This is a genomic window from Nostoc punctiforme PCC 73102, assembly GCF_000020025.1.
Classification (GTDB): domain Bacteria; phylum Cyanobacteriota; class Cyanobacteriia; order Cyanobacteriales; family Nostocaceae; genus Nostoc; species Nostoc punctiforme.
Genome location: NC_010631.1, coordinates 104,295 through 129,815, shown reverse-complemented (window position 1 = coordinate 129,815; position 25,521 = coordinate 104,295). Strand labels below are relative to the sequence as shown.

Annotated in this window: 12 protein-coding genes and 1 pseudogene; all 13 read right to left on the bottom strand. The window is 39.6% G+C overall.

The features are described from left to right. Positions 1–73 precede the first annotated feature (73 nt). On the bottom strand, positions 74–6,592 hold the full coding sequence (locus tag NPUN_RS38035) for a CHAT domain-containing protein (protein WP_012412992.1): 6,519 nt from the start codon (positions 6,590–6,592) through the stop codon (positions 74–76). Positions 6,593–6,614: 22 nt separating this feature from the next. Then, positions 6,615–7,979 (bottom strand): CHAT domain-containing protein, encoded by a 1,365-nt coding sequence (locus NPUN_RS34200; RefSeq protein ID WP_234711189.1) that lies wholly within the window; start codon positions 7,977–7,979, stop codon positions 6,615–6,617. A gap of 129 nt (positions 7,980–8,108) precedes the next feature. Continuing rightward, on the bottom strand, positions 8,109–11,201 hold the full coding sequence (locus NPUN_RS34195) for a CHAT domain-containing protein (RefSeq protein WP_012412990.1): 3,093 nt from the start codon (positions 11,199–11,201) through the stop codon (positions 8,109–8,111). A 160-nt stretch (positions 11,202–11,361) separates the two neighbouring features. After that, positions 11,362–11,625 (bottom strand): tetratricopeptide repeat protein, encoded by a 264-nt coding sequence (locus NPUN_RS43840; RefSeq protein WP_419788454.1) that lies wholly within the window; start codon positions 11,623–11,625, stop codon positions 11,362–11,364. A gap of 12 nt (positions 11,626–11,637) precedes the next feature. Further along, positions 11,638–11,712 (bottom strand): annotated as a pseudogene (locus NPUN_RS44355) (tetratricopeptide repeat protein); the annotation flags it as partial. 498 nt (positions 11,713–12,210) lie between these two features. Beyond that, positions 12,211–12,954 (bottom strand): DUF928 domain-containing protein, encoded by a 744-nt coding sequence (locus NPUN_RS34185; RefSeq protein ID WP_012412989.1) that lies wholly within the window; start codon positions 12,952–12,954, stop codon positions 12,211–12,213. Beyond that, on the bottom strand, positions 12,951–15,368 hold the full coding sequence (locus tag NPUN_RS34180; RefSeq protein WP_012412988.1) for a CHASE2 domain-containing protein: 2,418 nt from the start codon (positions 15,366–15,368) through the stop codon (positions 12,951–12,953). The genes NPUN_RS34185 and NPUN_RS34180 overlap by 4 nt, the downstream gene beginning before the upstream one ends. An 87-nt stretch (positions 15,369–15,455) precedes the next feature. Continuing rightward, positions 15,456–16,478, bottom strand: coding sequence for an IS4 family transposase (locus NPUN_RS34175; RefSeq protein WP_012408090.1), 1,023 nt, complete (start codon positions 16,476–16,478; stop codon positions 15,456–15,458). Positions 16,479–16,643: 165 nt separating this feature from the next. Then, positions 16,644–18,683 carry a CHAT domain-containing protein gene (locus NPUN_RS34170; RefSeq protein WP_012412987.1) on the bottom strand — a complete coding sequence of 680 codons (2,040 nt, stop codon included), beginning with the start codon at positions 18,681–18,683 and terminating at the stop codon, positions 16,644–16,646. 367 nt (positions 18,684–19,050) lie between these two features. Beyond that, complete coding sequence (locus NPUN_RS34165) at positions 19,051–20,397, bottom strand: DUF1822 family protein (protein ID WP_012412986.1); 1,347 nt, start codon at positions 20,395–20,397, stop codon at positions 19,051–19,053. After that, complete coding sequence (locus NPUN_RS34160) at positions 20,394–21,854, bottom strand: hypothetical protein (RefSeq protein WP_012412985.1); 1,461 nt, start codon at positions 21,852–21,854, stop codon at positions 20,394–20,396. The genes NPUN_RS34165 and NPUN_RS34160 overlap by 4 nt, the downstream gene beginning before the upstream one ends. Before the next feature lie 281 nt (positions 21,855–22,135). After that, entirely contained in the window at positions 22,136–22,315 is a 180-nt protein-coding gene (locus tag NPUN_RS41230; RefSeq protein ID WP_148220475.1) for a hypothetical protein, read from the bottom strand. 277 nt (positions 22,316–22,592) lie between these two features. Beyond that, positions 22,593–25,487 (bottom strand): NHLP bacteriocin export ABC transporter permease/ATPase subunit, encoded by a 2,895-nt coding sequence (locus NPUN_RS34155; protein WP_012412984.1) that lies wholly within the window; start codon positions 25,485–25,487, stop codon positions 22,593–22,595. Positions 25,488–25,521 lie beyond the last annotated feature (34 nt).

Here is a 25,521-nt window from a genome sequence, read left to right as displayed (position 1 = left end):
GACGTGATAAATCCCCCTTTATAGAGACGGCGATTTATCGCGTCTCTTGTCTGATAGCGATCGCCAAGATTGTTCACGATTCGCCAATTAAGGTAAACGCAGCCCAATTTTTTGGTTGAGGATATTTCTGCATCGTTGTCAGCATAGCTTTTCTAAGTGCTGTGGCTTTGTCAAGCTTTTGTTGCAGATTGTTATAGAATTCGGTCATTAAAAATGATGTGGAATTATCATCAACAGCCCACAAGGAGACAATGACACTAGGGACACCTGCGCTAATTAAAGAACGAGATAAACCAATCACACCATCACCAGTAATGCGTCCGCGTCCGGTGTCGCAAGCACTGAGAACGACTAAATCTGCATTTAACTTCAGATTCAAGATTTCTTCGGCGGTGAGTAAACCGTTACCCCCCTCTTTTCCCCCCTTAGTAAGGGGGGACGAAGGGGGGTCAGGAGCAAGAGCGATCGCACTTCCCAATCCCCGGTTATCATCAATTAAACCGTGGGTAGCAAAGTGAATAATTCCGGCTTCGGGCATTTTCTGTAAAATTGCGGTTTTGGTGGCTTGATTACCTGTCAGTGCTTGAGTTTTGAGAATTTCAGCAATATCTTTGGCCTCTTTTTCTGCCCAAGGTAAATCTTTTAATTGTTCAGGGGGTTTTCCTGGTTCCAACTCCACTTTCGGCATTGTCGGATTACCGACAATCAAAGACTTGGCATTTAACTTCTCTACACGTCGTTGTTGCTTTGATGTGAAATCCAATACTTGAATTGATGGTGCAGTGAGGATGGTGTGTTTTTCAATTAGGTATTTATTTTGGTCATATTGCAGCGCGGGGAAAGGAACAAGAAACAACTCACCTTGAGGGATAAAGATAACTCGGTCATTGGGGTTACTGGGTAGGATATCTGCAATGGGTTTGATTAAAAAGTCATGGAGTCGTTGTAAGCGATCGCCCTGCTTTGCCCCTTCGGCTGCTGAAACTTTGATACCACCAGGACTGCGACTCTTGATGTCTTTTACACCCATAGAGAAACGTGTTTTGTCAACTAATTGCTTCAGAGTTGTCTTTTCTTTTTGCCACAAATTTTTCAGATCGCTGCGATTAAATGATACTTCTCCCGTGGGTTTGATGACCCAAATATAAAGTTCTGAATCTTGAGTTTGCAGTTTACCATCAACTTTGAATTCATCAGTAATAATTGAATATTGAACCAGGGTTGCATTTTCGTTTTTAGCAATTTGTTTAATCTGTTCAATATTCACTGTTGGAAGTTTTGATTGCTCTGTTTGATTAGGGGATAATCGTTTATTGAGTAAATCAATAAAAGCTCTCGCGCGACCGCGTTCAGATATTTCTAGTGCTTCAGTGAGTTTATTTTGAGCAATCAACACTTCTTGTAGCAGGCGGTAGGTGCGAGTTTGCTTTTCAAAGATAGATATTTTGTTGGCATCGTCTAATCGAGAGCGAAGCGATTCCCAAACTCTAATGGCATTAAATAAAGTTTTTTCTGCTGCGGGCAAGTTTCCTGATAGTTGAAAGGTATAAGCTAAATTGTTCAGTGCATTACCCTGAATTTCATAGTTTTCGTCTTGTTGTGCTTTTGCTAAACTCTGCTGATGTAAATCAACCGCCTTTGCAGTATCACCAAAGGCTAAGTAAATATTTCCCAAACCTGCTAGTGCCTCACTAGGGCTGAACTCTAATGCCTCTCTGTAATATTGAATTGCTTGGAAAAAGTCACCTAAATAAAAATAAATATTAGCCAAATTTACTTTATTTATAGCGATCCCAGCAACATTTTTATTTTTTTCGTCAATGTCTAACGCTTGTAGATAATCCTTACTTGCTTCCTCAAGTTTATTATTTTGATAGTAAGCATATCCTCTACCACGTAAAACATCTGTTTTATTTTGAGGAGCGTCATGCATATCTAAAATTTTTAATGCTTCATTATAATATTTAATCGCTATATCATAATCTCCTAAAGAATTGTAAACACGTCCTAAATTGGATAAACTATTCAACTCAATTTGCAGATAATTATATTTGCTAGCATTTTCTAATGACTGGGAATAAGAGGCAATTGCTTTTGTAAAGTTGCCCAGGCAATAGTAAGCATTTCCTAGTTCTCGTAGCATATAAGCTTGATTTTCATGGTCTGCAATTTCGCTGTAGATTTTGAGGGCTTTTTGCCAAGGCTCAAATGCTGCGGCACAATTAGGGGCATAAAATTCTAAATTTTGGAGTCTGTCTGCTTCCACTTTTGGTGAAGAAGGAAGTGCTGGCAACTCCAAACTCGCAAGTTGCTTACCAGACAAATCCCATATACGGGCAGTACCATCATTAGATGTGGTGAGAATTCTTTGTCCATCAGGGCTAAAATTAGAACTTGTAACCCTACCTTGATGCCCCTTAATAAAAGCTAGCAGTCTTCCAGATAAATCCCATACACGAGTGCTACCGTCACTAAAAACAGAGATAATGCGTTGTCCATCAGGGCTAAATTTTGCACTGCCAATATTTACCCAATATTCTTTAAGAAGTGCTGTAGACTTTTCGACAGATGTGTTTGGAAAAGTATCTTCATATGCATAAATGCTGGCTTTAGGAAATCTTAATGGAAATCTCAAGGACAAATTCCAAAGAGAAGGTTTGTCATATTCTAGGTTAATAATCCATTGTCCATCAGGACTAAAATTAGCACTGCCTATACCACCTTGGTATCCTACAAATTCAACAAGCAACGTACCTGATAAATCCCATAAACGAGCTGTGTTGTCAATGGATGCAGTAACAATGTATTGTCCATTTGGACTAAAACTCGTATCAATAACTTCACGCTGATGATTGAAAAGCACTATCTGCTTGCCGGACAAATTCCATACACGGGCAGTGCCATCCCAAGATGCAGTTACTACCAGTTGTCCATTAGGGCTAAAACTGACACTCTGGATAGCATCTTGATGTTCTTTGAATTGGGTAAGTAACTTGCCCGATAAATCCCATAAATGAGCAGTGCCGTCATCGGAGGCAGTCACTATTCTTTGTCCATCTGGACTAAAAATTGCTCTGTTGACTCCACCTTGATGACTAAGGATTGCTATCTGCTTACCGGATAAATCCCATACACGGGCAGTCTTGTCATCGGAGGCAGTCACTATTCTTTGTCCATTGGCGCTAAAATTAGCACACAAGACTTGTCCTTGATGCCCTTGAAGTTCAACTAGCAGTTTACCAGATAAATCCCATAGACGTACAGCACCACTAGAGGATGCAGCATCAAAGGATACGGTCACTATTTTTTGCCCATCTGGGCTAAAACTAGCACTTTTAACAGTCTTCTCTTGCCCTTTGAGTTCGGCTAGTATCTTACCAGAAGTATTCCATAAACGAGCAGTACCATCATCAGATGCGGTAACAATCTGCTTGCCGTCCGGGCTAAAACTGGCATCTAGTAACCAATCTGGACGACCTTTGAGAACCATTAACAACTTGCCGGAAGTGTTCCATAAGCGAGCAGTACCGTCATCAGATGTGGTAACAATCCGCTTGCCATCCGGGCTAAAACTAGCACTGTTAAGAGTAGTCTCGCTTTTTTTTAATTCAAGTAACAGTTTTCCAGATAAGTTCCAAACACGAGCAGTCTTATCATCAGATGCGGTAATAATTTGCTTTCCATCAGGACTAAAATTAGCACTATTGACACTGCTTTGATGTTTGAACAACACTATTTGTTTGCCAGACAAATCCCATACACGAGCAGTTCCGTCTCTGGATGCCGTTATAACTAGCTTTTCATCCGGGCTAAATCTAGCTTCATTGACAATATGCTGATGACTCAGACGTACTGCTGTTTTGTTATTCAAATCCCATACACCAGCACTACCGTCATGAGATGTAGTAATAATCTGTTTTCCATCTGAGCTAAAATTAGCACTGCTGACGATCGCAGAATGTTGAAGTTCTGCTAGCTGTTTGCCAGATAAATCCCAAACACGGGCAGTTTTGTCAGCAGATGCAGTAACAATGTGCTTGGCATCTAAGCTAAAACTTGTACTTAAGACTGGTTGTGTATGACCTTTAAGTTCCGTTAATAACTTACCCGAACTATTCCAAACACGAGCAGTATTGTCATCAGATGCAGTAACAATTTGCTTTCCATTAGGACTAAAGCTAGCACTGTTAACAAAAGAATTATGATTAAGCAGTGCTAACTCCTTGCCTGAAGTATCCCATATACGGGCAGTACCGTCATAGGATGCAGTGACGATCTGCTGTCCATTAGAGCTAAAACTTGCACTTCTAATTGGTCCCCAATGTTTTTTGAGTTCTGCTAACAACTTACCAGAACTATTCCATAAATAAACAATACCTTTACTAGAAGTGATAATCATCTGTCCATCATGACTAAAATTGGTACTGTTGACCTTAGTCACACTAAAGATTAATCTGAGACTACTTTCATCTGTAGGTATTTCAGGAAACTTTAGTTTGGGTATTTGAACAAGTAGCTTATTGGATAATGACCACACGCGGTTATCAATGACTATACGCTTGCCATCTGGACTAAAACTATCGAGCTTGATAATTTCGGAATCATTAGGACTAAATTTCTTTCCTTGAAACCCAGCTTCAGATTCATTTTTGGGTGTTCCTATTTGAGCTAGTATTTTGCCAGATGTATCCCAAACAAGGATAGTTTTGTCGTCATATGCACTGACAATAACTTTTCCATCAGGACTAAAACTGGCACTATTGACGCTACCTTTATGCCCTTTGAGTAGAGTTAGCTGCTTGCCAGAAGTGTCCCATACACGAATAGTACCATCTAGAGATGCAGTCACAATTCGTTGTCCATTAGGGCTATAATTAGCATTTATTACTTGCTCTTGATGCCCTCTGAATTCGGTTAATAACTTTCCGTAAATGTCAAAAACGCGGGCAGTATCATCAAGTGAAGTGGTCAGAATCCGCTGTCCATCAGGACTAAAAGTACCACTGTTGATATCAAATTTATCTCCTTTGATTGTGGCTAGGAATTTACCATAAATATCCCAAATACTTAATGTAAAACTGCCAGATTCAATGAGAATTTTCTGTCCATCAGGACTAAAAGTTGCACTACTAACATAGTCCTGATGCTTAAGTTCAGCTAGTTGCTTACCAGACAAATCCCATATCCGAGATGTTTTGTCATTAGATGCAGTAATAATACTTTTTCCATTAGGGCTGAATCTAGCATCATAGATAAAATCCTCATGTCCTTTTAGTTCAGCTAGTTGCTTACCAGACAAATCCCATATCCGAGCTGTTTTGTCATCAGATGCAGTGACGAGAAGCTCTCCATTCTGGCTAAATCTAACACTTCTAATGTCAGCTTGATGGCCTTTGAATTCAACTAATTGTCGGTTTGACAAATCCCACACTTGGGCGATGTTGCCACTTTTTGTAACGATATGTTGTCCATCAGAACTAAACCTTGCACTGCCAACCTCACGTTGAAAGCTAGTCAGTTCAGTTAGCATCTTACCAGACAAATCCCAAACACGAGCGGTACTGTCAGATGAGGCAGTTACAATCCACTTTCCATCTGGGCTAAAGTTCGCACTATTAACCCCACCAGTATGCTGTTGTAACTTCCCTAATAACGTCCCTGATGACTCCCACAGCAAAGTAGCAAAATCAATCGATGCTGTCACAATCTGCTTACTATCAGGACTAAAATTCGCACTATAAACACTATCTTGATGCCCTTGCAAAACCGCTAACTGCTTACCAGATAAATCCCAGATGCGGGCAGTTTTATCATCTGATGCTGTAACTATCCGCTTGTCATCACAACTAAAATTTGCACTCCAAACTGTGTTCGTGTGTCCCTTTAATTCTGCTAGCAACTTACCAGACGTATCCCATACACGCGCTGTTTTATCCGCCGATGCTGTCACTATGTGCTTGCCATCGGGACTAAACTTCGCACTGTACACACTAGCATTATGGGCTTTAAATTCTCTTAGCTGTTTGCCCGATAAATCCCACAACCGCACGGTTTTATCTGCACCTGCTGTAGTGATCGCCTTTCCATCCGGGCTAAAATTCGCACTGTAAACATTACCTTGGTGTCCTTTTAGCTCAACTAGCTGTTTGCCTGAAATATCCCAAATACGGGCAGTGTCATCAAAAGATGCAGTGACAATCAGCTTACCATCCGGGCTAAAATTCGCACTTTTAACATTGCCTTGATGCCCAATTAATTCTGCTACCTGCTTTCCCGCAAAATCCCAAACACGAGCAGTATTATCAGCACCAGCAGTCACAATTAACTTACCGTCAGGACTAAAACTCGCACTGTTAACGCTACCCTCATGCCCTTTAAATTGTCTCTCTTCTGCAAAGTAATCAATAAAACTTCCAGTGACAGCCTCAGTTTGCTGCTGATTTGATGTTTGCGCTAACACCTGTGGCGCAAAGAAAACCCCGGAAAAATTCTGCGGGAATGTAGGTGCAATTGTTACAAGAAAAGCACTCAAAGCGATTAAAATGATTCTGCTTGTGCGATGGGCTATGCCCCACCTGCGGCGATCGCGCATAATTTATCAACCTAATCTGGAACTACAACACACCAATCAGGGTAAAAGCCGCCCAATCTCTGGGATTTGGGTATTTTTTCATAGTTGCTAGCATCGCATGACGCAAGGCAGCAGCTTTATCTGGGTTTTCACTGAGTTTTTGATAAAACTCTATCATTAAAAAGGCAGTCTCTTTATCAGGTACACTCCATAAAGAACCAATCACGCTGGGAACTGCGGCTGCGAAGAAAGAACGAGATAGGCCAATCACACCATCGGCAGTGATTTTTCCTAGTGCTGTATCATTTGAACTCAACACAACTAAATCAGCTTTGAGGTTCAACTTTAGAATTTCTTCAGATGTTAGCCAGCCATCGTCTTGTTGTGAAGGTGCAAGTGCAAGTCCGCAAGTTATTTCTAATGAATCATTACATCCGCCTTGGGTTGCTAAGTGAATAATTTTGGCTTGGGGCATTTTTTGAACAACTGTGGTTTCTGTGGCTGCATCACCTGTGAGTGCTTGGGTGTTAAATATACTTGCAATGTCTTTTGCTTCTTGTTCTGCACCTGGTAGTTGCGATAGTTTTTGTGGAGACTCTCCAGGCTTTAGGGAAATGCTAGGCATAGTAGGATTACCCACAATTAGTACATCTTTAGCTACTCCTTGAATTTTCTGTTGTCGCTGATAAAGTAAATTTAATGCTTGAATAGAGGGTGCAGTGGAAATGGTATGTTGCTCAATCAAGTATTTGCCTTTAGTATCTTTTAATGCTGTGAAAGGTACAAGAAATAATTCACCTTGGGGAATGAAGATAATGTGTGCATCTGCTTGATTTGGTAATATGTTGGCGATGGGTGCAATTAATAGTTGATGTAGTTTTTGTAATTGTTGACTAGGGTTATTTTTCTGTTCAGGATGCTTAAGAATAACAATGCCTTTTAGATAATTACTGCTGACACCAAGAGTCCGACGACTGTGAGTAATTAAATCAGCTAAAGATGTATTTTCTTTCTGCCATAGTGGTTTTAAGTCAACGCTACGAAATGCTATTTCGCCTGTAGGTTTAATCACCCAAATATACAATTCTGATTCTCTAGTTTGCTTTTTGCCTTCAATGTTGAATTCATCATTAATGATTGAATATTGAACAAGTGTAGCATTTTGTTGTTTAGCAACTTGTTTAATTTGTTCAGTACTTAAAGGTTTAACAACTGATGAAGACGAGCGATCACTCAATATATCTACTAATGCACGGTTACGGCTGCGTTCGGAAATTTCTAACGCTGCTTCAGGTTTATTCTGTTCAATGAGTAATTTTTGTAATCGGTTAGAGGTGGAAGTTTGGGTTTCTAGAATTGATGGTTCATCGGCATTTGTGGTTTGCGCTAAAACCTTGTTATTTGCCAAAATATTGATATTAGGCAAGTAGGTAATGGCGAGAATACATAGACAAATTGATTGTACAAAGTAAGTCTGAATTTTTTTCAAATTGACATTATCTTATTATGTATGCTGATACTTAATAATTTATGTGCTTTAATCTGCTTCACCAATGAGGGTAAAGGCAGCCCAGTAAAGAGGATTTGTATATCGCTTTTTGGTAGTGAGCATTGCTTTGCGTAACGCTACAGCTTTATCGGGATTTTGCTGGAAATGATCATAAAATTCGCTCATTAAAAAGGCGGTGGAATTATCATTCACATCCCACAGGGATACGATGACGCTGGGTACTCCAGCAGTGATCAAAGAACGCGATAAACCAATAACACCATCGCCTGTAATATTTCCGCCTCCAGTGTTGCAAGCACTAAGGACAATGAGTTCGGCGTTGAGTTTCATGTCGAGAATTTCGCCTGATGTTAGGAAGCCGTCGTCTTGATTACTAGGAGCAAAGGCGATCGCACCAGGCACACCGAATCCTTTAAAATCATCAAGTAAGCCGTGGGTAGCAAAATGAATTATCCTAGCTTTGCTCATCTTCGGGACAATGGCTGTCTCGGTAGCTTTGCTACCTATAATTGCTTTGGTTTTAAATAAATCTGCAATCTGTATTGCTTCTGTTTCTGCACCAGGAAGGGATGACAACTGTTCATTTGTAATGGGAATTTTAGGCATGATAGGATTGCCAATAACCAGCACATCTTTTGCAGACTTGTTAAGGTTATGCTTCTGCTTGGTGGTTAAATCTAACACTTGAATGGCAGGTACAGTCAGGATAGTATGTTTATCGATTAAGTACTCGCCTTGCTCATCTTGCAATGCTGGAAAAGGTACAAGAAACAACGATTCTTGAGAAACGAAGATAACACGAGCATTAGAATCTTTTGGTAAATATTGGGCGATGGGTTTGATTAGTATTTCATAGAGTTTTTGTAACTGCTGTTTTTGATTACCGCCACTTTTAGGTTCCACTTTAATACCCCGACTTCTCACACCCAGAGTTTTACGGTTGTTAATAACAAGGTTTTCTAGAGAAGTATTTAGACTTTTTTTCAAGTCAACTTGCTCAAAAGCTATTTCACCTGTAGGTTTAATTACCCAAATGTAGAGTGCTTCATTGCCAATAATTGAATACTGCACAAGGGTTGCATTCTCAACCTTGGCGACGTTTTTAATTTGCTGGAGTGCGAGGGGTTTGATATTTAATAGTGGGTTTGGTTTTTCTAATTGCTTTGAGGCTAGTAACTCAATAAAGGCTCTAGATTTGGCGCGATCGCTTACTTCTAGTGCAGAATTAATTTTATTCTGGGCAATTAATGCTTTTTGCAGAAAGCGGTAGGTTTCGGCTTGTTTTTCAAAGATGGAAATTTTATGAGCATCAGTTAATCCATTCTTTCGCAAATCTTCCCAAATCTCAATTGCGGTAAATAGCGTTTTTTCAGCATTATCATATTGTCCTAATTTCTCGTAAGCTGAACCAATATTATTAAGATATGTTCCTTCTGCCGCTTTATCACCAACTTGTTTGACAATTGCTAAAGCTTCCTGATGGAATTCCAAAGCTTTGGCATACTCTCCCTGGTTATAATAAACCCCACCAATATTATTAAGAGTTATGCCTTCACCTGCTTTATCGCCGATTTGTTTAAAAATACTTAAAGATTCCTGATAAATTTTAAAGGCTTTTATATATTGTCTTTGCCTTTGATAAACTTCTCCAATATTATGAAAAGTTTTGCCTTCGCCTGCTTTGTCACCAATCTGTTGGAGAATAGTTAAAGATTCTTGATAAAACTTCAATGCTTTATCATACTGTTCAGAATTGTTATAAATAAAGGCAATGTTGTTCAAACTTTTACCTTCACCTGCTTTGCTTCCAATTTGTTTGAAAATAGCTAAAGCTTGCTGATAAAACTTCAATGCTTGATCGGACTGCCCCAAATTATCGTAAACAGAGCCAATATTATTAAGGCTTTCTCCTACCAACGCTTTTTGATTGATTTGTTTGCGAATAGCTAAAGCTTGCTGATAAGCTGCCAAAGCTTTGGCGTACTGTCCTTGATTATTGTAAACAAAGGCAATGTTGTTGAGAGTTGTTCCTTCACCTGCTTGATCAGCAATTTGTTTGAAAATAGCTGAAGCTTGCTGAAACAATCCTAAAGCTTTGGTATACTCTCCCAAATTACGGTAAACATCTCCAATATTGTTGAGAGTTGCTGCTTCTCCCCATTTGTTCCCGATGTGTTTGAAAATAGTTAAAGCCTGCTGATGAAATTCCACCGCTTTTACATATTGGCCTTGTTTGTTGTAAGCCAATCCAATAGCGCTGAGAGTTGTTGCTTCTTCCCGTTTATTGTCAAGTTGTTGGAGAATAGCTAAAGCTTGCTGATGCAATTCCAAGGCTTTGTTGTAATTTCCCTGGCTATTGTAAGTCAATCCAATATTGTTAAGGGTTGAAGCTTCCCCTACTTTGTTACTAGCTTGCTTAACAATAGCTAAAGCTTGCTGATAAGCTTCCAAAGCTTTGGTATACTCTCCCCAACTATTATAAATATTGCCAATATTGTTGAAGGTTGTTGCTTCCTCCATTTTGTTGCCAACTTGTTTGTAAATGACTAAAGCTTGCTGATAAAATTCCAAGGCTTTGGCATATTCTCCCCAACTGGAGTAAACTGTGCCAATATTGTTCAAACTTAGCCCTTCTAATAGTTTGTCATCGATTTGTTTGCTAATGGTTAAAGCTTGCTGATAAAACTCTAAAGCTTTGGCAGACTGTCCCCAACTATTATAAATATTGCCAATATTATTAAGAGAAGCACCTTCTTCTGCCTTTTCTCCAATTTGTTTAACCAGAGCTAAAGCTTGCTGACAAGCTGTCAAAGCTTGGGGATAATATCCTAAATTTACGTAAATTCTCCCAATAACGTTAAGAGTCATTGCTTCTATCTTTTCGTTACCATTTGTCCTGAGAATGGGAAGTAATTTTTGAAATGTTTGTAATGCTTCTTGTAACGCACCATTCTTATATTGTTGAATACCAATTTGCAATAATTGCAAAGCTTCAGCACTAGGCTGTTGTGTCGTTTGCGCTTGCACCACTAAGGGAGAGGAGAGTGGGAGACAAGGTGACAAGGTGACAAGGGGAAATAAGACTGTAGCAACGGTAAGGTATTTCAGACGGTGGTGCATAGACGAATTCTTCAGCAGACTAACTCAGTGGTATATATCTCTCAGTTTTCAGAGGATATGCAATAATTTTGCTTGTGTTTGAGTAAAAAAGAAACTGGGTTCACAAACTTATATCTTGCAAACCCGGTTGTTGCATCAGTCATAAAAATTATGCAATGCTTTAGCTAGCTTCTATCTCTTTAGCTGCGCTGTCCGCTTTTTGAGCTAAATCCAGTTTGTTTTCTTGTTTAAACAGTGTGGATGCTTTGCGTAAATCAGCGATCGCTGCTGGTTTGTCTTTTAAGGCATAATTGGTAAAACCCCGAAAATAGTAGGCTAAAGAAATATCAGGAGTAATTTCTAAGGCTGTATCAAAGTCTGTCTTTGCTGCTTGATACTGTTCTAAGTACATCTTGGCAGCACCTCTGCCAACGTAAGCATAAATATTTTTGGGTTCAATCTCCAGGATTTTGTTAAATTCATCTATGGCTCCTTGATAGTCTTTTGAGTCTAAAAGCTCAATTCCTTGTTGGAGGTAAGCTTCAGTGTCACTCTTGTTTTCAGTTTGCGAGTTGGGAAGTTATGCAGTAACTGTTGATGTTTGTTGATTGTGGAACAAGCTTTTGGCTTCAGCTTTGGGAGTGAGAGTCAATGTTACTAATGCAATCATCGCTACTGCTAATTTCAAACCCTTCATTGCTATGTCTCCTAAGATACTAAGTTTTGCTAAGTTTCTAACTAGTCTTGTGCAGAAGTAGACTTGTTGGTTCACGCATATATATATCTCTGAGGTGTTGGGAGGATATGCAAAAAAATTTAGTAGAGATGAAAAATTTTTCGATAAAGGTAAAGGAAATGCTAGTTTATCTATGGAATAAAATTAGCGTCATCACAACTGATAAGCTATTGTTAGAATCGGCTTATCAGTTGTGATGACGCTACAAATGTCGTTAGGAATGTAAAAGTTGTCGTTACCAATACTCAAACGCTCGTACCGTTCCCAGGAATTATCGTTAGGAGACGACGAGAATTATCGAGACTCACGCTTGGGGGAATTATGGCTAACTTCCGTAGGTGGATCACATAACTTGCGAGAAATGTCTTTACGAAATGCGTCTAAATCAGTAGACGTTGTTTGTATAGAATACAATTGCTGCAAGACATCTGACCATAATTGATTTTCGGCAAAATATTTGGCTTTGGCAAGAGCGATCGCTTCGTTATCTTTATTTTCGGCTTTGAGTTGTTTTTCTAAATTCTGTAAGTCTGCGGTAATGCGATCGCGTTGTTGTGCTTCCATCACTTGAAAATTAACACCACTAGACAATTCTTTTTGAGACAGACTATCTTCAAAAAACACTCGCCATTCGTAGGTTTGGCCTGGTTCTAGTGGTTCATCTCCTGTGTAAGTATAAATATTTGGAGTCTCAGTTACTGGTTGAGTCCACTTTTTACCAGTATTTTTATTAAGCACTACTATTTTTTTTACCTTACCTTCCCAAATAAATAAAGGGCGATCGCTCCAAACAATTCTAGTAGTCTCTGGTTCATCTGGAGAAATCATGCAGATATCATTAGTATCACGTACAGTCGGGCGAGAACCACCTTTGCGTGGCTGTATCGGCGGTTCTTTTTTAAAGATAGCTTGGGAAATCCAAGATATAAACGACTGTGGTTGCTTTGGTTGAGTAGGTATTGGTTGATTTGATAAAACAGGTGCAGTACTCAAAGCTATTACTGATAATGATAACGTATAAAACAGCAATTTATTCATGATTTTTTACTTGATAAAAGATTAGGGACAAAGTAAACCCACAAGCCGATTGATGGTAAGAAACAAGGCAAAAGTATTGCCGTTGTTGAAATGTATAACTGCAAACTGATTATTCCATAAATCCCTGTGAATATTGTCATCAGCAACAACCATTGCCAACGATATTTTCTATTTTTTTGTTGTAGATACAGTATTTTTCCTAATAATAGAGCTATGCCAGTTACCCAGAAATCAGGAATCGGTACAACCAATCTCTGATTCAGTAAATGATGTATCATATAGGCATGATACTCACCACCTGTGAATAAATTAGTGTTAGGCTGCCAGTATTTAATAGCTGGTGGTAAATTTGCATCTGCGAAATTATCTTCTCCATCTTGGGAAATGCCAGCTTCGTCATATCCACCAGGAATAATAATCACAACTTGCTGCTGTAAGTTTTGAGGTGGAGTTTGATTTTCTAGGACTTTCCAAGCTGGGATAGTATGGTATATCTGATTGGGTGGAATTGAAAAATCAGCGATTGGATGCAGCCACATTTGCCATAGTTGATAACTCAAAGCTGTTATTAATTGCAGACGCGATCGCGGTGATTGTAAAATAATTCGATGAGATTTTAAATTCCTTGGAGAAACATCTCCCATCTGTTGAAAATAATCTGTTTGACTATCTAATTTTGGCTGTGGTGCATCAGAAATTTGTTGTAATTGCTGTCCCAAAACTAATAAATTAGAAAAATACCAAGGCTGAGTTTGAAAATCATCATGAGGTAATAATGATATATACCAAGGATAAAACTTAATGTCTCCTGATAAACTCCAATTAAAGTTAGCAATTTCCGGCAATGGTTGTAACCATTTCTTATTCTGATTCCCGGTGGCTGCAAACACAAACAATGTATGATTGGGAGAACTAACAGCAGCTTGAATAGACTTAGCGAGGATGCGATCGCTTTGCGGTTGATGTCTAGAGAGTAGATAATCAATACCGATGACTTTAGCTTTATCGGCTGAGAGTCGGTCAATTAAACTTGCTAAATACTTATAATCAATTGGTTTAGGATCAGATATTTTAGCTTTAATAATAGAATCCTCATCAATTTGTACTAATAATACTGGTGGCGGACTTGTTGAGGTGATAGATTGATTTGTTGTGTCACGATAGATAGCCTGTACCCATACACGCCACTGTAATAAGAAAGTTTGTACAGGTAAAATTAAACTAATTAATAATAAAATGGAGAGGGCGATCGCTTCTTTGCGGCTAAGTCGCCAATATTGGATAAATGGCTTGATTCCAGAGGGTTGAAAGCGAAACAAAGTTGCTTCTGGATGGCAAAATAAAGAAGGAATTAAATAAGCACTAGGATAAGTAAGAGAGTTTTCTAGTTTCAGATGTTGAGCAGCTGTAATCATCGATTCATGGACATCTTGATATTGGGCTAAAGCTTTGATAAATTCTAATAAAAATTCGCCAGCCACTTGATTGTGGATAGGTTCGCGCATGACGGCTACTTGACTTAAACCTAAATCAATCAGTTTATTAGCAATGCTTAAACCATTACAAGAATTGAAAATAGCAAACTGCAATCCTCTCTGTTTAGCAATAATTAATGGCTGTGCTATTTCACTAATTGATAAAGCTGTATTGGGAGCGATCGCTATTTCTCCCCCAGTCAAATTAGTTTCATTACTATGACCAGCAAATAATAAAATATCCCATCCTGATTCAGAGGCGATCGCCTGGACAATCTTAGTTTTTAATTCCGGGATACTTTCTTGAGGTTGCCAACCAATAAATTCTACTTTTGCCACTGATTTTAAAAAAATCATAGCCTGCTTTTCTGCTTGAAAGTCTAAACCAGTTTCATCACCAAGAATCACTAAAATTCTGGTTTTACCAGAACGGCGATCATGAGGAGAAGAAACAGTTTCTCGCCTATTTATTGGTGTACGAACAATCCTAATTTTACTAGATGATGAACTAAATTCCGTACCAATTTCCCAAGCTTCCCAAGGTAATCGTGCTAAATCTAAAGGATTGCAAGTGAGAAAAAGATCAACATTAGGATGCTCATCTTTTCTGGTTGCTTGAGCAATTGTTGCACGAATTTCATGTAATTCAGCACTCCGTAACCAGTGATGAAATTCCGATAAAAGTTGTGCTTCTGCCTGGACTAGTTGCAAGTGCCAATCAACAGGCGGTGCAGTAAAACTGCCAATTTCTTCTACTCTACTTCGCAATTTTGTGTTATAAAAACGTAGATAAATTCGCTGCCATTCTTGGTATTTGAAATCCAGATCATTAGGATAGGCAAGTGTTACACCAAGTTGCTGACCCTTACCCCAAGATAGTTCAAATGCACAAAGTTGATCGAATTGTTGAACTTTTAAATTAAAAATAAAAGCAGTCATAATTAATTAACCGCCAATCAGAAATGTTGAATGCTGATACAAAAGTTTACATATCTAGTTACACTAACTCTAAAAAGCCTAAAATAGTCAACATGACATCATCTCTTCAAACCAATGAACATAACTTATTTTCTGACACATACAAGATTGTAAATAGCGGAATTTATCTAATAGCGTATGTCCCCATTGTTGTGGTACAGATAATATCTGTAAAATTAGATAAGCTATTAAAGTAACGTAAATTTGTATGGTGATACCATTAACATTTTTAGTAATTAACTTGTCAAGTTTTAAGTGCATTTTCAAAAACTTCCACAACAATTCAACTCCCCAACGCAATCGATAAATATCCCTGATTTCATAATCACTAACGGCAGCCTCTCCTAATGTTGGTAAATTGGTTACTAATCGAAACTCAGTTTTCGTTTCTAAATCACAAAAATTAATCACTCTATAGGCTTGAGCATCATTAGATGCACCAACTTTAATTAATCCAGTTTGCTCCTCAAATTCTAACTTCCAATTGTTTTTTACCCGCAAAACAAAGTATTTGTTTTCTTGGACTAATTCTTGGATAAATTTTAATCCAGCAAAACCTCTATCCATTACACCAACAGCATTATTTGGTAGACTAGACATCATTTTACAACCAAATTTATAGTCATGGTCATGTCCAAAGTTTATGAAGTTATCTGATGGACTTCCAGTAGCTAAATTTAGAGAACTGAAAAGTTTTACTTGATGGTGTCCTAGTACCCATAACAATTTACTTGTGAGAGTAATAATTGTTGAATCTATTGGACAAATTGCATATTTATCATGTAACTTTTTTTGAACTTTCTTCTGTACTAATTCATTTAATTTTTGGTAAATTTCTTGAAAAGGTTTTTGACTTCGATGTAAGTTTGCTTTAGAGAAAGTAGAAATATCTACCGGAAATCCTGTGTTGTTTAATCTGTTAAATAAATCTCGCATACTTGTTAAGCTGTTATCCATAGCATAAGATAACCAGCACTCAAAGAACAGACGACTGTTCAATACTGGATAATCGTTTTTTGGCAGTCCTCTCAAGATATCTTTGACAATCTTGGGAAATGAATTTATAATCACTATTAAATAGATATACTTTAATCTTCCGCCCAAAATTTAACATATTTTGGGCTGTTTTTATCGGATTTTTCTTAACATTCAACACTTTTGACCGCCAATAAACACTTATAAAATACACCTTAAACTCTTTCCGTTCCCTCTTTGCGTCTCTGCATAAACTTTTCCTTAAGACTCGCCAATCAATGTAAAAGCCGCCCAATCACGAGGCTGAGGATGCTTCTTCATAGTAATCAGCATTGCATTGCGTAACGCCGCCGCCTTATCAGGATTTTTCTGCCATTGCTGATAGAACTCTGTCATTAATTCTGATGTGGGTGAATCAGGAACCGCCCACAATGAGACAATCACACTAGACGCGCCAGCCGTAATCAAAGAACGAGATAATCCAATTACGCCATCACCAGTAATTGTCCCTCTACCTGTGTCGCAAGCGCTTAACACCACTAATTCAGCGTTGATTTTTAAATCGACAATTTCCGCAGGGGTGAGTAAACCGTCATCGTTGCTGGTGGGTGCAAGAGCGATCGCACTTGGTATACTCTTATCAGCGTCATCTAACAATCCATGCGTTGCTAAATGAATAATCTTCGCAGATGATAATTTTTGTTTGAAAGCTGCTTTTGTTGCATCTTTACCAGTGATAGCTTTAGTTTTGAATAAACTTGCAACTGTCACAGCTTCCTTTTGGGCACCCAACAGTGGGTTAAGTTGCACAGGTGGAATGCCTACTTTTGGCATGATAGGATTGCCCATAACTAACACATCTTTACCCGTCACCTTTTGGCGTTGCTGATGTGTCAAATCTAAAACTTGAATTGCTGGTGCTGTTAAGATAGTGTGTTTCTCGATCAGGTATTTGCCATCTTTATCTTGCAGTGCTACGAAAGGAACTAAAAACAGCGATTCATGGGGGATGAAGATAACGTGTTCATCTGGATTAGTAGGGAGAAGAGATGCGATGGGTTCAATCAATACCTCATGTAATTTCTGTAAAGTCTGTTTTTTAGTATATTCATTTTTAGGTTCTACCTTAATACCCCGACCCCCAGCACCAATAGATAGACGGCTTTTGTTTACTAGTTGTGCAAGTGGTGTATTTAATGAATTGAGGTCTACTTGTTTAAAAGCTATTTTACCAGTTGGTTTGACGACCCAAATATAAAGTTTTGATTCATTAGCTGAATATTCAACAAGTGTGGTATTTTGTGCTTTGGCAATTTGTTTAACTTGCTCAATATTAGGTGGTTTGACAGCTTGTTGATTGTCGATATTTCCAGATATTTTGGAGGCTAATAACTCAATAAATGCTCTAGCTCGACTTCGTTCAGATATTTCTAATGCTGTGTTAGTTTTATTTTGGGTAATCAGAGCTCGTTGTAGCAAATGGTAAGTGGAAGCTTGCTTCTCAAAAATTGATATTTTTTGGTCATCAGGTAATTCCCGTGTTCGCAGAGATTCCCAAACCTCAATAGCTGCAAATAAGGTTTTTTCTGCATCTGCATACCTAGCCAAACTGTTGTAAGTGAACCCAATATTGTTGAGAGCAGTCCCTTTACCTACTGTGCCACCAATTTGTTTGTAAATCGCTAAAGCTTGCTGATAGAAGCCTAAAGCCTTGGCATACTCTCCCTGATTACGGTAAACTTCCCCAATATTGTTGAGAGTAGTGCCTTCAGTTGCTGTGTTACCAATTTGTTTGTAAATCGCTAAAGATTGCTGATAGAAGTCTAAAGCTTTGGCATACTCTCCCTGATTGACATAAACTGACCCAATATTGTTGAGAATTTTGCCTTCAACGGCTGTGTTACCAGTTTGTTTGACAATTGCTAAAACTCGCTGATAGAAGTCTAAAGCTTTGGCATACTCTCCCTGGCTGTCGTAAACTAACCCAATATTGTTGAGAGTAGTGCCTTCACCTGCTGTGTCACCAATTTGTTTGTAAATCGCTAAAGCTTGCTGATAGAAGTCTAAAGCTTTGGCATACTCTCCCAAATTGCGGTAAATTTCCCCAATATTGTTGAGAGTAGTGCCTTCATCTGCTGTGTTACCGATTTGTTTGACAATCGCTAAAGCTTGCTCAAAAGTTTTTAAAGCTTCTTGAAACTGGCCTTTATTGAATTGTTGAACACCTAATCGGTTCAGCCGCAATGCTTCATCCTTGCGTTCTTGTGTTGTTTGCGCCTGTGCAGTTAGGGTAGTTTGCATATTTCCCCTTGGCTTTGATTCCGCAACTCCTACAGGTAAAGACAGGGAAAGCATCAAAGTAGTAAGAGAGAGGGATTTAAGACGGTAATGCACGAGAAGCAGTCCTCCAACAGAGGTGAGAATATTTACTAGCTAATTATCTATATCTCTCACGCTTGGGGAGGTTATGCAAACATTTTTGTATCACTTAATTCAAGGTATTGTCACTTCACAGGTAGTTAGCCCCTGGGAGCAGTTCACAAATTTATCATCAAATGTATATAGATGAGTATAATTTTGAGCCTGGGCAAAATGAAAAGCATCAGCGTCATGCAGAGATTAATACTTATACACGAGATATTTGTTACCAAAAATGTAACCGGAGAAACTAAACCAACCGCCTGGGAGAAAATGTAAATGGAGGTAAGTTCACCTCAACACCATCTGTTAAACTTACACTCACCAAAAACTTCTCATCCCAATTCCCCACCACACGCGTAAATAAATAAGAATCTTGCTGTTGTGGATTTATCTCCTGTTCTACTAAAACCCCAGTTTGGTCACTCACCCGCAGTTTTAAATAAACAGGTAAAGCTGTGTGAGAAGCTGTACCAAGAACTAACAATAATGTCCATAAATTCGGTTCTGATTCCGCTAACAAATGCCAAGTCACAGCATACAACCGCAGAGGAATTGCTGTTAAAAGAAAATCTTGATACGCACCCCGCGCCACAGCCGGAATTTCCAAACCTCGGTGCTGAAGTTGGTGAATAATGGCTGGAAACTCTTCTATAGGACTTCGCATCGCTGCTGCTGGTGTCAAACTCGGTAATAATCGCCAAGAAAATTCCTCTGCTAATTCATCTAATTCATCCCACAACCAACGTCCCACATTCAGCGCTGGCTCTGTCAACAATTTCAGTAAATCCTTTAAGCTGTCACTAGTTGAAGACGTGTGTGTTTGCTGTTGCGAATTATCAATCCAATTCAGCAACTCTGGATGAGTCAATACCACCTTTCCCTGTTCCCAAGTTAATACTTGCCACAGTTCTGTTCCAGGTGATCGCAATTGGGGTAATAATGCTAGTAATTCATTTTGGATTGTCGATAAAAGCTGGGTATTTTCGCTTTTAGCTGGTAAAGCAATTGTCTCTGGTTCTAGACAACGCAAGTATAACAATAAGCGGTCTGGATTCTTCTCAAACCAACTCACTGGTATTTGATAATTCCAATCTGCTGATGATTGTAAATTAACTGTTGTCTGGTGTTCTCTTAACTGCTGATAGGATAAAAATCCCGAAATAAGTGCTGCATCTTCTTCTTCTAAAACTTCCACCCACACATAAAAATGAGGAATATATTCTGGTAAATCTACAACTGCTTGCGGTAAATAAATTTGCTCATCAGTCAGGCTACCAGTGGTAATTAAACAAATTTTAAATTTACCTACCTGTAAATTCGCCACAGCCACGATCGCTTTCGCAAGTGCTGGCTGCAAAGTTGTACATCTTTCCCGGTTAATTGTCAGAGAATTTACCCGTAATGCTAACCATTCTTCAAAAGCGCATAACGCCAAAGCATGAATATAAGTCTGCCACTGCTGAGACGAATTTTTGATTTTACTACTGAGTTCTACTGCTTGAGTAATTTGATCGGCAGAGAGAGTAATGGTGGCTGTTGGTAAAGATTCAAAATCTAGCCGCATCTGCGGAGTACTTTTGGATAAATTAGTCATATTTCCTCATTAAGCGAATCGAGATAGCGGCAGAGTCTTTCACTAAACAGACCATTTTCTATTGTGTTTATTTTTGCTGTTTGAGATTGATTTCCTGCTTCTTTTATAACCTGAGTAATTTGTTCGTCAAGAGCAAGTTTAATTTGCTGTTCTAAAGTTATCAGCCTGTCTGGATGAGAGTAGTTTTTTGCCAAATCCAAAACGCGCTCGCATAACAATAATAAAAGCTGTTGTCTGACATCAGCACGAAATTCTTTTAGTTTTAACAAACGAGTTACTGCATCTTGGGCGCGTAATCCCATACTGTCAGCAATTTCTGTCATGCGTAAATTTTGACAGTGAAATAACTTGAGTGCTTGCAAAAACTTTTTGGCTTTTTCACCCTTTTTCCGTTGTAATCTATTTACCCGTGATTGAGTCACTATAGCCAATGCTTGTTCTAAACAAGCCAGAAATTGGGGGCGATATAATTGCAAAAACTCTGCTTGTTCATCTTCATTATCTAACGCTTTGGTAGTGTCAGTATACTCATCACCAGTAATAGTATCTAGAGATTTTGTCGGTAAAGACCCACCCCGGACATGAATCCGGTATTCTCTTAGTTGAGTTGCGAGTTTTTGCAGTTGTGTCATCACAGTCTCACTCTTGAGAGTTTGACTAGTTTGACTTTGGAGGAGAGTGGCGATTTGTTGTAGTTGTTGAGTTGTCGGTGTAGTACATTTCCCCCCAATGGAGAGCGATCGCTGTTGCAGACGCGCTGTCCGATAAATAGCATGGTAGCTTCCTAAAAGCTGTTGCGCTTGTTGAATTTCTGGAGGTGTTAAGGCGTAAAATTCTCGGAAAATGCGCTCTAGCTGTTGAGGTCGAGTATCATTAAGAATTGCCCAGTCACTCACCATATAAACTCCACACTCCAGCAAAAATTGATTGAGTGCAGCATCGTGTTTGACTCTGGTAGTTGTCCAGGTTGTGAGACTGCTTTGTTGTGGGTTAAAACTCTGCAAAATCTTTTGAGAAAGAGATTGATAAGTGCTATTCGGTTGTAGCTTGCCATCATCATCTAGGACGTAAGGCAGCAAATCAGCACAACTGAAACCGTGAACCCTCCCAAAATTGGCTGCCAATTGTAAGCAAACTTGCTCAATTTGCCAAGATATAAAACACAATAGACAACGTTGTGCTAACAAACATCTATCAGCAGGTGCATCCCGCGATAGTTGCAGCAGTTGGAGTTGAATTTCTGCATCTGGGACATGATGACGATCTGTATTATCTACGATGCCGTTCCCTCCACTGGAGGTGATCGCTGGGAACACATCTACAAAAAATGCCTTAGCTGCACTAATTTCCCGAACCTGTCGCCGTCCCGCCCCATCAATTTTCACTAGTTCCCAATATCGTGATGCCACACCCATAAGTATTTGAACTAAACCATCAACAGCAGTATCGCCTGACATTGGTTCTTAATTCTAGACTCACTTACCTTATGCAGTTTTAGCTTGTATGGCAAAACTCATTGAGGACAAAAACTTAGGATCTTAAGTAACTTTGCGTGCCTTGGCAAATGAGACGAGATTGAGCAAGCCAGAATTTTTGCATACCCTTCTGAGTACCTGGAGATACATAAAAATAGAGGCAGTGATCTCGATAGCACACCGCCACAACTATCATGAGCAAAGAGGTTGTGACTTAAAGTAAAAGCTTGCCGCAGTAAAGGCTGAAAGCATTATTATTTCGATTAATTCTTAATTATTGGTCGAATTTCATTAAAGAATAAGCTTGCCGCGAGTTCTACGCTAAATGTAGGCAATGCGATCATTTTTGTGCTTTGCGATGGCATAACCGCCCGCCAAAGGCGATCGCACTCTCGCAAAACGGGCATTTGGCCACAAAACCAGTCAGGCTCTAGGTTCAGCAAGCTTATCCTTTAATTTTCGGCAATATGTACCTCTAAGTCGAATGGCACTAAGTTAAGCTGAAGAGTGTGCAGCGTAAGGATTGCAGAGGGGCAGGGGAGCAGAGCGAAATTTCTAAATATCCGAACGCAAATACCTAAAACTTCTTCTTTCTCCCCTGCTCCTCTGCACCCCTGCTGCCTCAACGATTTTCCCTTTTCTTGGTGCCATTCACCTCTAAGTCACATGCAACGAATCGCACTTATCCTTTAAGTGACAACTTTATCCTTAAATTAACATTTAATACATCATCTGTCTTCGCATTAACTGGGCAAACAATCCCTCAACAGCAGCCAATTCTTCAAAGTTACCCTGTTGTACAATTCGGCCAGCCTTCAGTACATAAATACGATGAGCATTGCGAATTGTACTCAGGCGGTGGGCAATGACGATTCGAGTCACCTTTTGTTGTTCTAAGTTTTGACTGACAATTTCTTGGGTTGTGTTATCCAAAGCACTGGTGGCTTCATCTAACAGCAAAATCCGCGGCTTCAATGCTAAAGCACGAGCAATTAGCAGCCTTTGCCTTTGTCCACCAGAGAGATTGCTACCACCTTCACTAACCACAGTATGCAAAGACATAGGCATCTTGGCGATATCTTCAGCCAATCCAGCCAGATAAGCTGCTTCCCAAGCTTCATCTAATGTCATCCTCGCGCCGCAGGTGATGTTATCAAAAATCGAAGCTGACAAAACTTGACCATTTTGTAAAACAACACCCATCTGTCGGCGTACTGCTTCTACATCCAGCCGAGACAGATCGTGACCATCATAGTAGATAGTACCAGCTTCAGGAGTTTCAAAGCCAAGCAATAACCTGAATAAAGTTGACTTACCACTGCCAGAAGTCCCAGTGATCGCAATAAATTCTCCTGGTTCGGCTTGAATGCTAACCTTATCCAAGGTCAGTGAAGCATCACAGTCATAGCGAAAGTTGATATTATCTATAAAAATTTTGCCTATCAGTTTCCCTGGATGGGTTTTTCGCAAATTTACTTCCGGTAAAGTTTGCAGAATTGGTTGGGTGCGTTTCCATTGCGGAATAACTTGCAAGGTTTCTGTTAGAGTGTTGCTCAATTCTGTGGTTCCTTGGCTAAAATTGCCAAAGGCAGTGTTAAAAGCCAGAAAAGCCCCCAACGTTAGTCCTGCACCTGCTGAGGTTGAAGTTTGAGCTTCCCCCAGCAAGCTAGCAGCAACCCAAAATAGTACTGCCGATGTCAGTACGGGTATGACAGAATTGAAAACTACAACAGCATCTTCCACACGCTGGGTACTAAGTTCTAGTTTCACTTGCTGACTATAGTTTTTACTCCAAGCTCCAAAGGCGCGTTCTTCAGCACCAGCTACACGTAATTTAGAAATGCCATTGATTAGCTGTACTGTCTGTCCAAAAATATTTCCCCGCAGTTCTAGCAGGGGACGGACTTGATGCAACAAAAGTAAACCAGAAACTGTAGTCACCGCAACAGTAATTATTGCGACTATCACAGCTACTATGGCTAACTTAGCATTGTAGTAGAACAACAACCCCAAGTAAAACAAGGCGAAGGAACTACTAATGAGATTAATCAGGGTTCTACCACTAAGTTGGCGGCGGATTGTACTAATAGAAGATACACGGGACAGCAAGTCACCAGTGGTGTACTGTCGGAAAAAAGCCACAGGCTCTTTTAACAGCCGATCCCACACTGCGGCTTGAGTGGAAACATCAACAGCCGTTTCCATCCGCAGAATTGTCAACCCCTGAGCTAATTGAAATAGGGCTGCTCCTAAAGCTGCAACCAACAGAACCAATCCTACTTGCCACAATAATTTCTTGTCGCTATCGGGAATTGCATTGCCCATAATCACCCCAGTGGCAATTGGTGTCAGCATTCCCAGTAATGTGACTGCAATACCAGTAAATAAAATAACTAGAATATCCTGCTGCCGACCTTTTAATGCGAATTGAAGCAAATCCCAAATCTTCAGCGCACGATCTGGCAAAGACCGATAAAACATATAGGCAAAGGGAGCCAGTGTCGCAGCTATATGTTGATCAACCTTCATACGGGTTCGCTGCACAGGATCTAAGATTTCATACTGAGTAGCCGAAACTGGCAGTAGTGCTACTGGTTGGTTGGTTTGCTGGGTGTAAGCAAGTAACGGGCCACAATCCTTCTCCCACCATTTGTCCTGGAAAATTACCCGCCGTATCCGAATGCGAGAGGCTAAAGCAATAGCCTCTAGTGGTTCCTGAAGTTGCTGGAGGTTTTCTGAGGAGGCTGGAGGGAAAATTTTTATCCCCATCGCCTTGCCTACCGCACCAGCAGTTACTAACAACGGCTCACCTTCTGGTACAAAACTTTGGTTTTGAGAATTCAGGGTTGATGCGAGTTCGGTTAATGCTTCTTGTGTAACTCGACGATTGAGATGTTGGCGATCGCTTAACCGTTGTAATTCTGCTTTTGCTTCCTCTTCACCCAAAAGATAAATACCGTACAGCAATTGGCTATGAACCAAAGCCAGTCCCGCAAGTAGAGAATCTAGGTTGAGAAGTTTGGCAGTTGGCGCAATAGTCAGATGTACTTCTTCTACCGCTTCTAACCACATCGAAGAACTGAGCGGAAAAATTGCTGCTGTCTCAGTCAAGGTTAATTCCTCAAATCCCAAAAACCTGACAGTTCCCTGTTGAATCTCCACCCAAGTGATACAACCTACTTCTGCTTGGAAAGTCTGACCATTGTGGAGAACAACCAGAGGTTTACCCCCAGCCCTCACCGACATCATCGGTATAGCCACCGGATAAAGTCTAGTACCAAGCTTATGTAACCAATTTTCTACCCAAGCGATCGCCTGTTGATCCGCATTGGCGATTAACTTACAGAATAATTCCTGATTGACTTGTATGAATTTTGTCTCTCCCATTGGCACTGCCAACATCTGACAGTCCTGATTGCTAGATGTATGTTCAGTGCCAAACAATGCTTCACCTTGATTAATCTGACATAAAAAACAGCGATCGCCTTCCACAACGCTATTGTTAACTTTGACTGCAAATAAGCCTACCGAGCCATCTTCAACTACCCAAATTTTAGAAGGATTGTTTAAAAGAATAGGTTCATTGCTATTAAAAATATACACTTGTTCTAGCATTTACACTTATACCAATCGCAAATAACTTTTTTAC

Coding starts and splice junctions, on each gene's coding strand:
- NPUN_RS38035 (WP_012412992.1), bottom strand. CDS start 6,592: ATGCGCGATCGCCGCAGGTGGGGCATAGCCCATCGCACAAGCAGAATC.
- NPUN_RS34195 (WP_012412990.1), bottom strand. CDS start 11,201: ATGCACCACCGTCTGAAATACCTTACCGTTGCTACAGTCTTATTTCCC.
- NPUN_RS34185 (WP_012412989.1), bottom strand. CDS start 12,954: ATGAATAAATTGCTGTTTTATACGTTATCATTATCAGTAATAGCTTTG.
- NPUN_RS34180 (WP_012412988.1), bottom strand. CDS start 15,368: ATGACTGCTTTTATTTTTAATTTAAAAGTTCAACAATTCGATCAACTT.
- NPUN_RS34170 (WP_012412987.1), bottom strand. CDS start 18,683: ATGCAAACTACCCTAACTGCACAGGCGCAAACAACACAAGAACGCAAG.
- NPUN_RS34165 (WP_012412986.1), bottom strand. CDS start 20,397: ATGACTAATTTATCCAAAAGTACTCCGCAGATGCGGCTAGATTTTGAA.
- NPUN_RS34160 (WP_012412985.1), bottom strand. CDS start 21,854: ATGTCAGGCGATACTGCTGTTGATGGTTTAGTTCAAATACTTATGGGT.
- NPUN_RS34155 (WP_012412984.1), bottom strand. CDS start 25,487: ATGCTAGAACAAGTGTATATTTTTAATAGCAATGAACCTATTCTTTTA.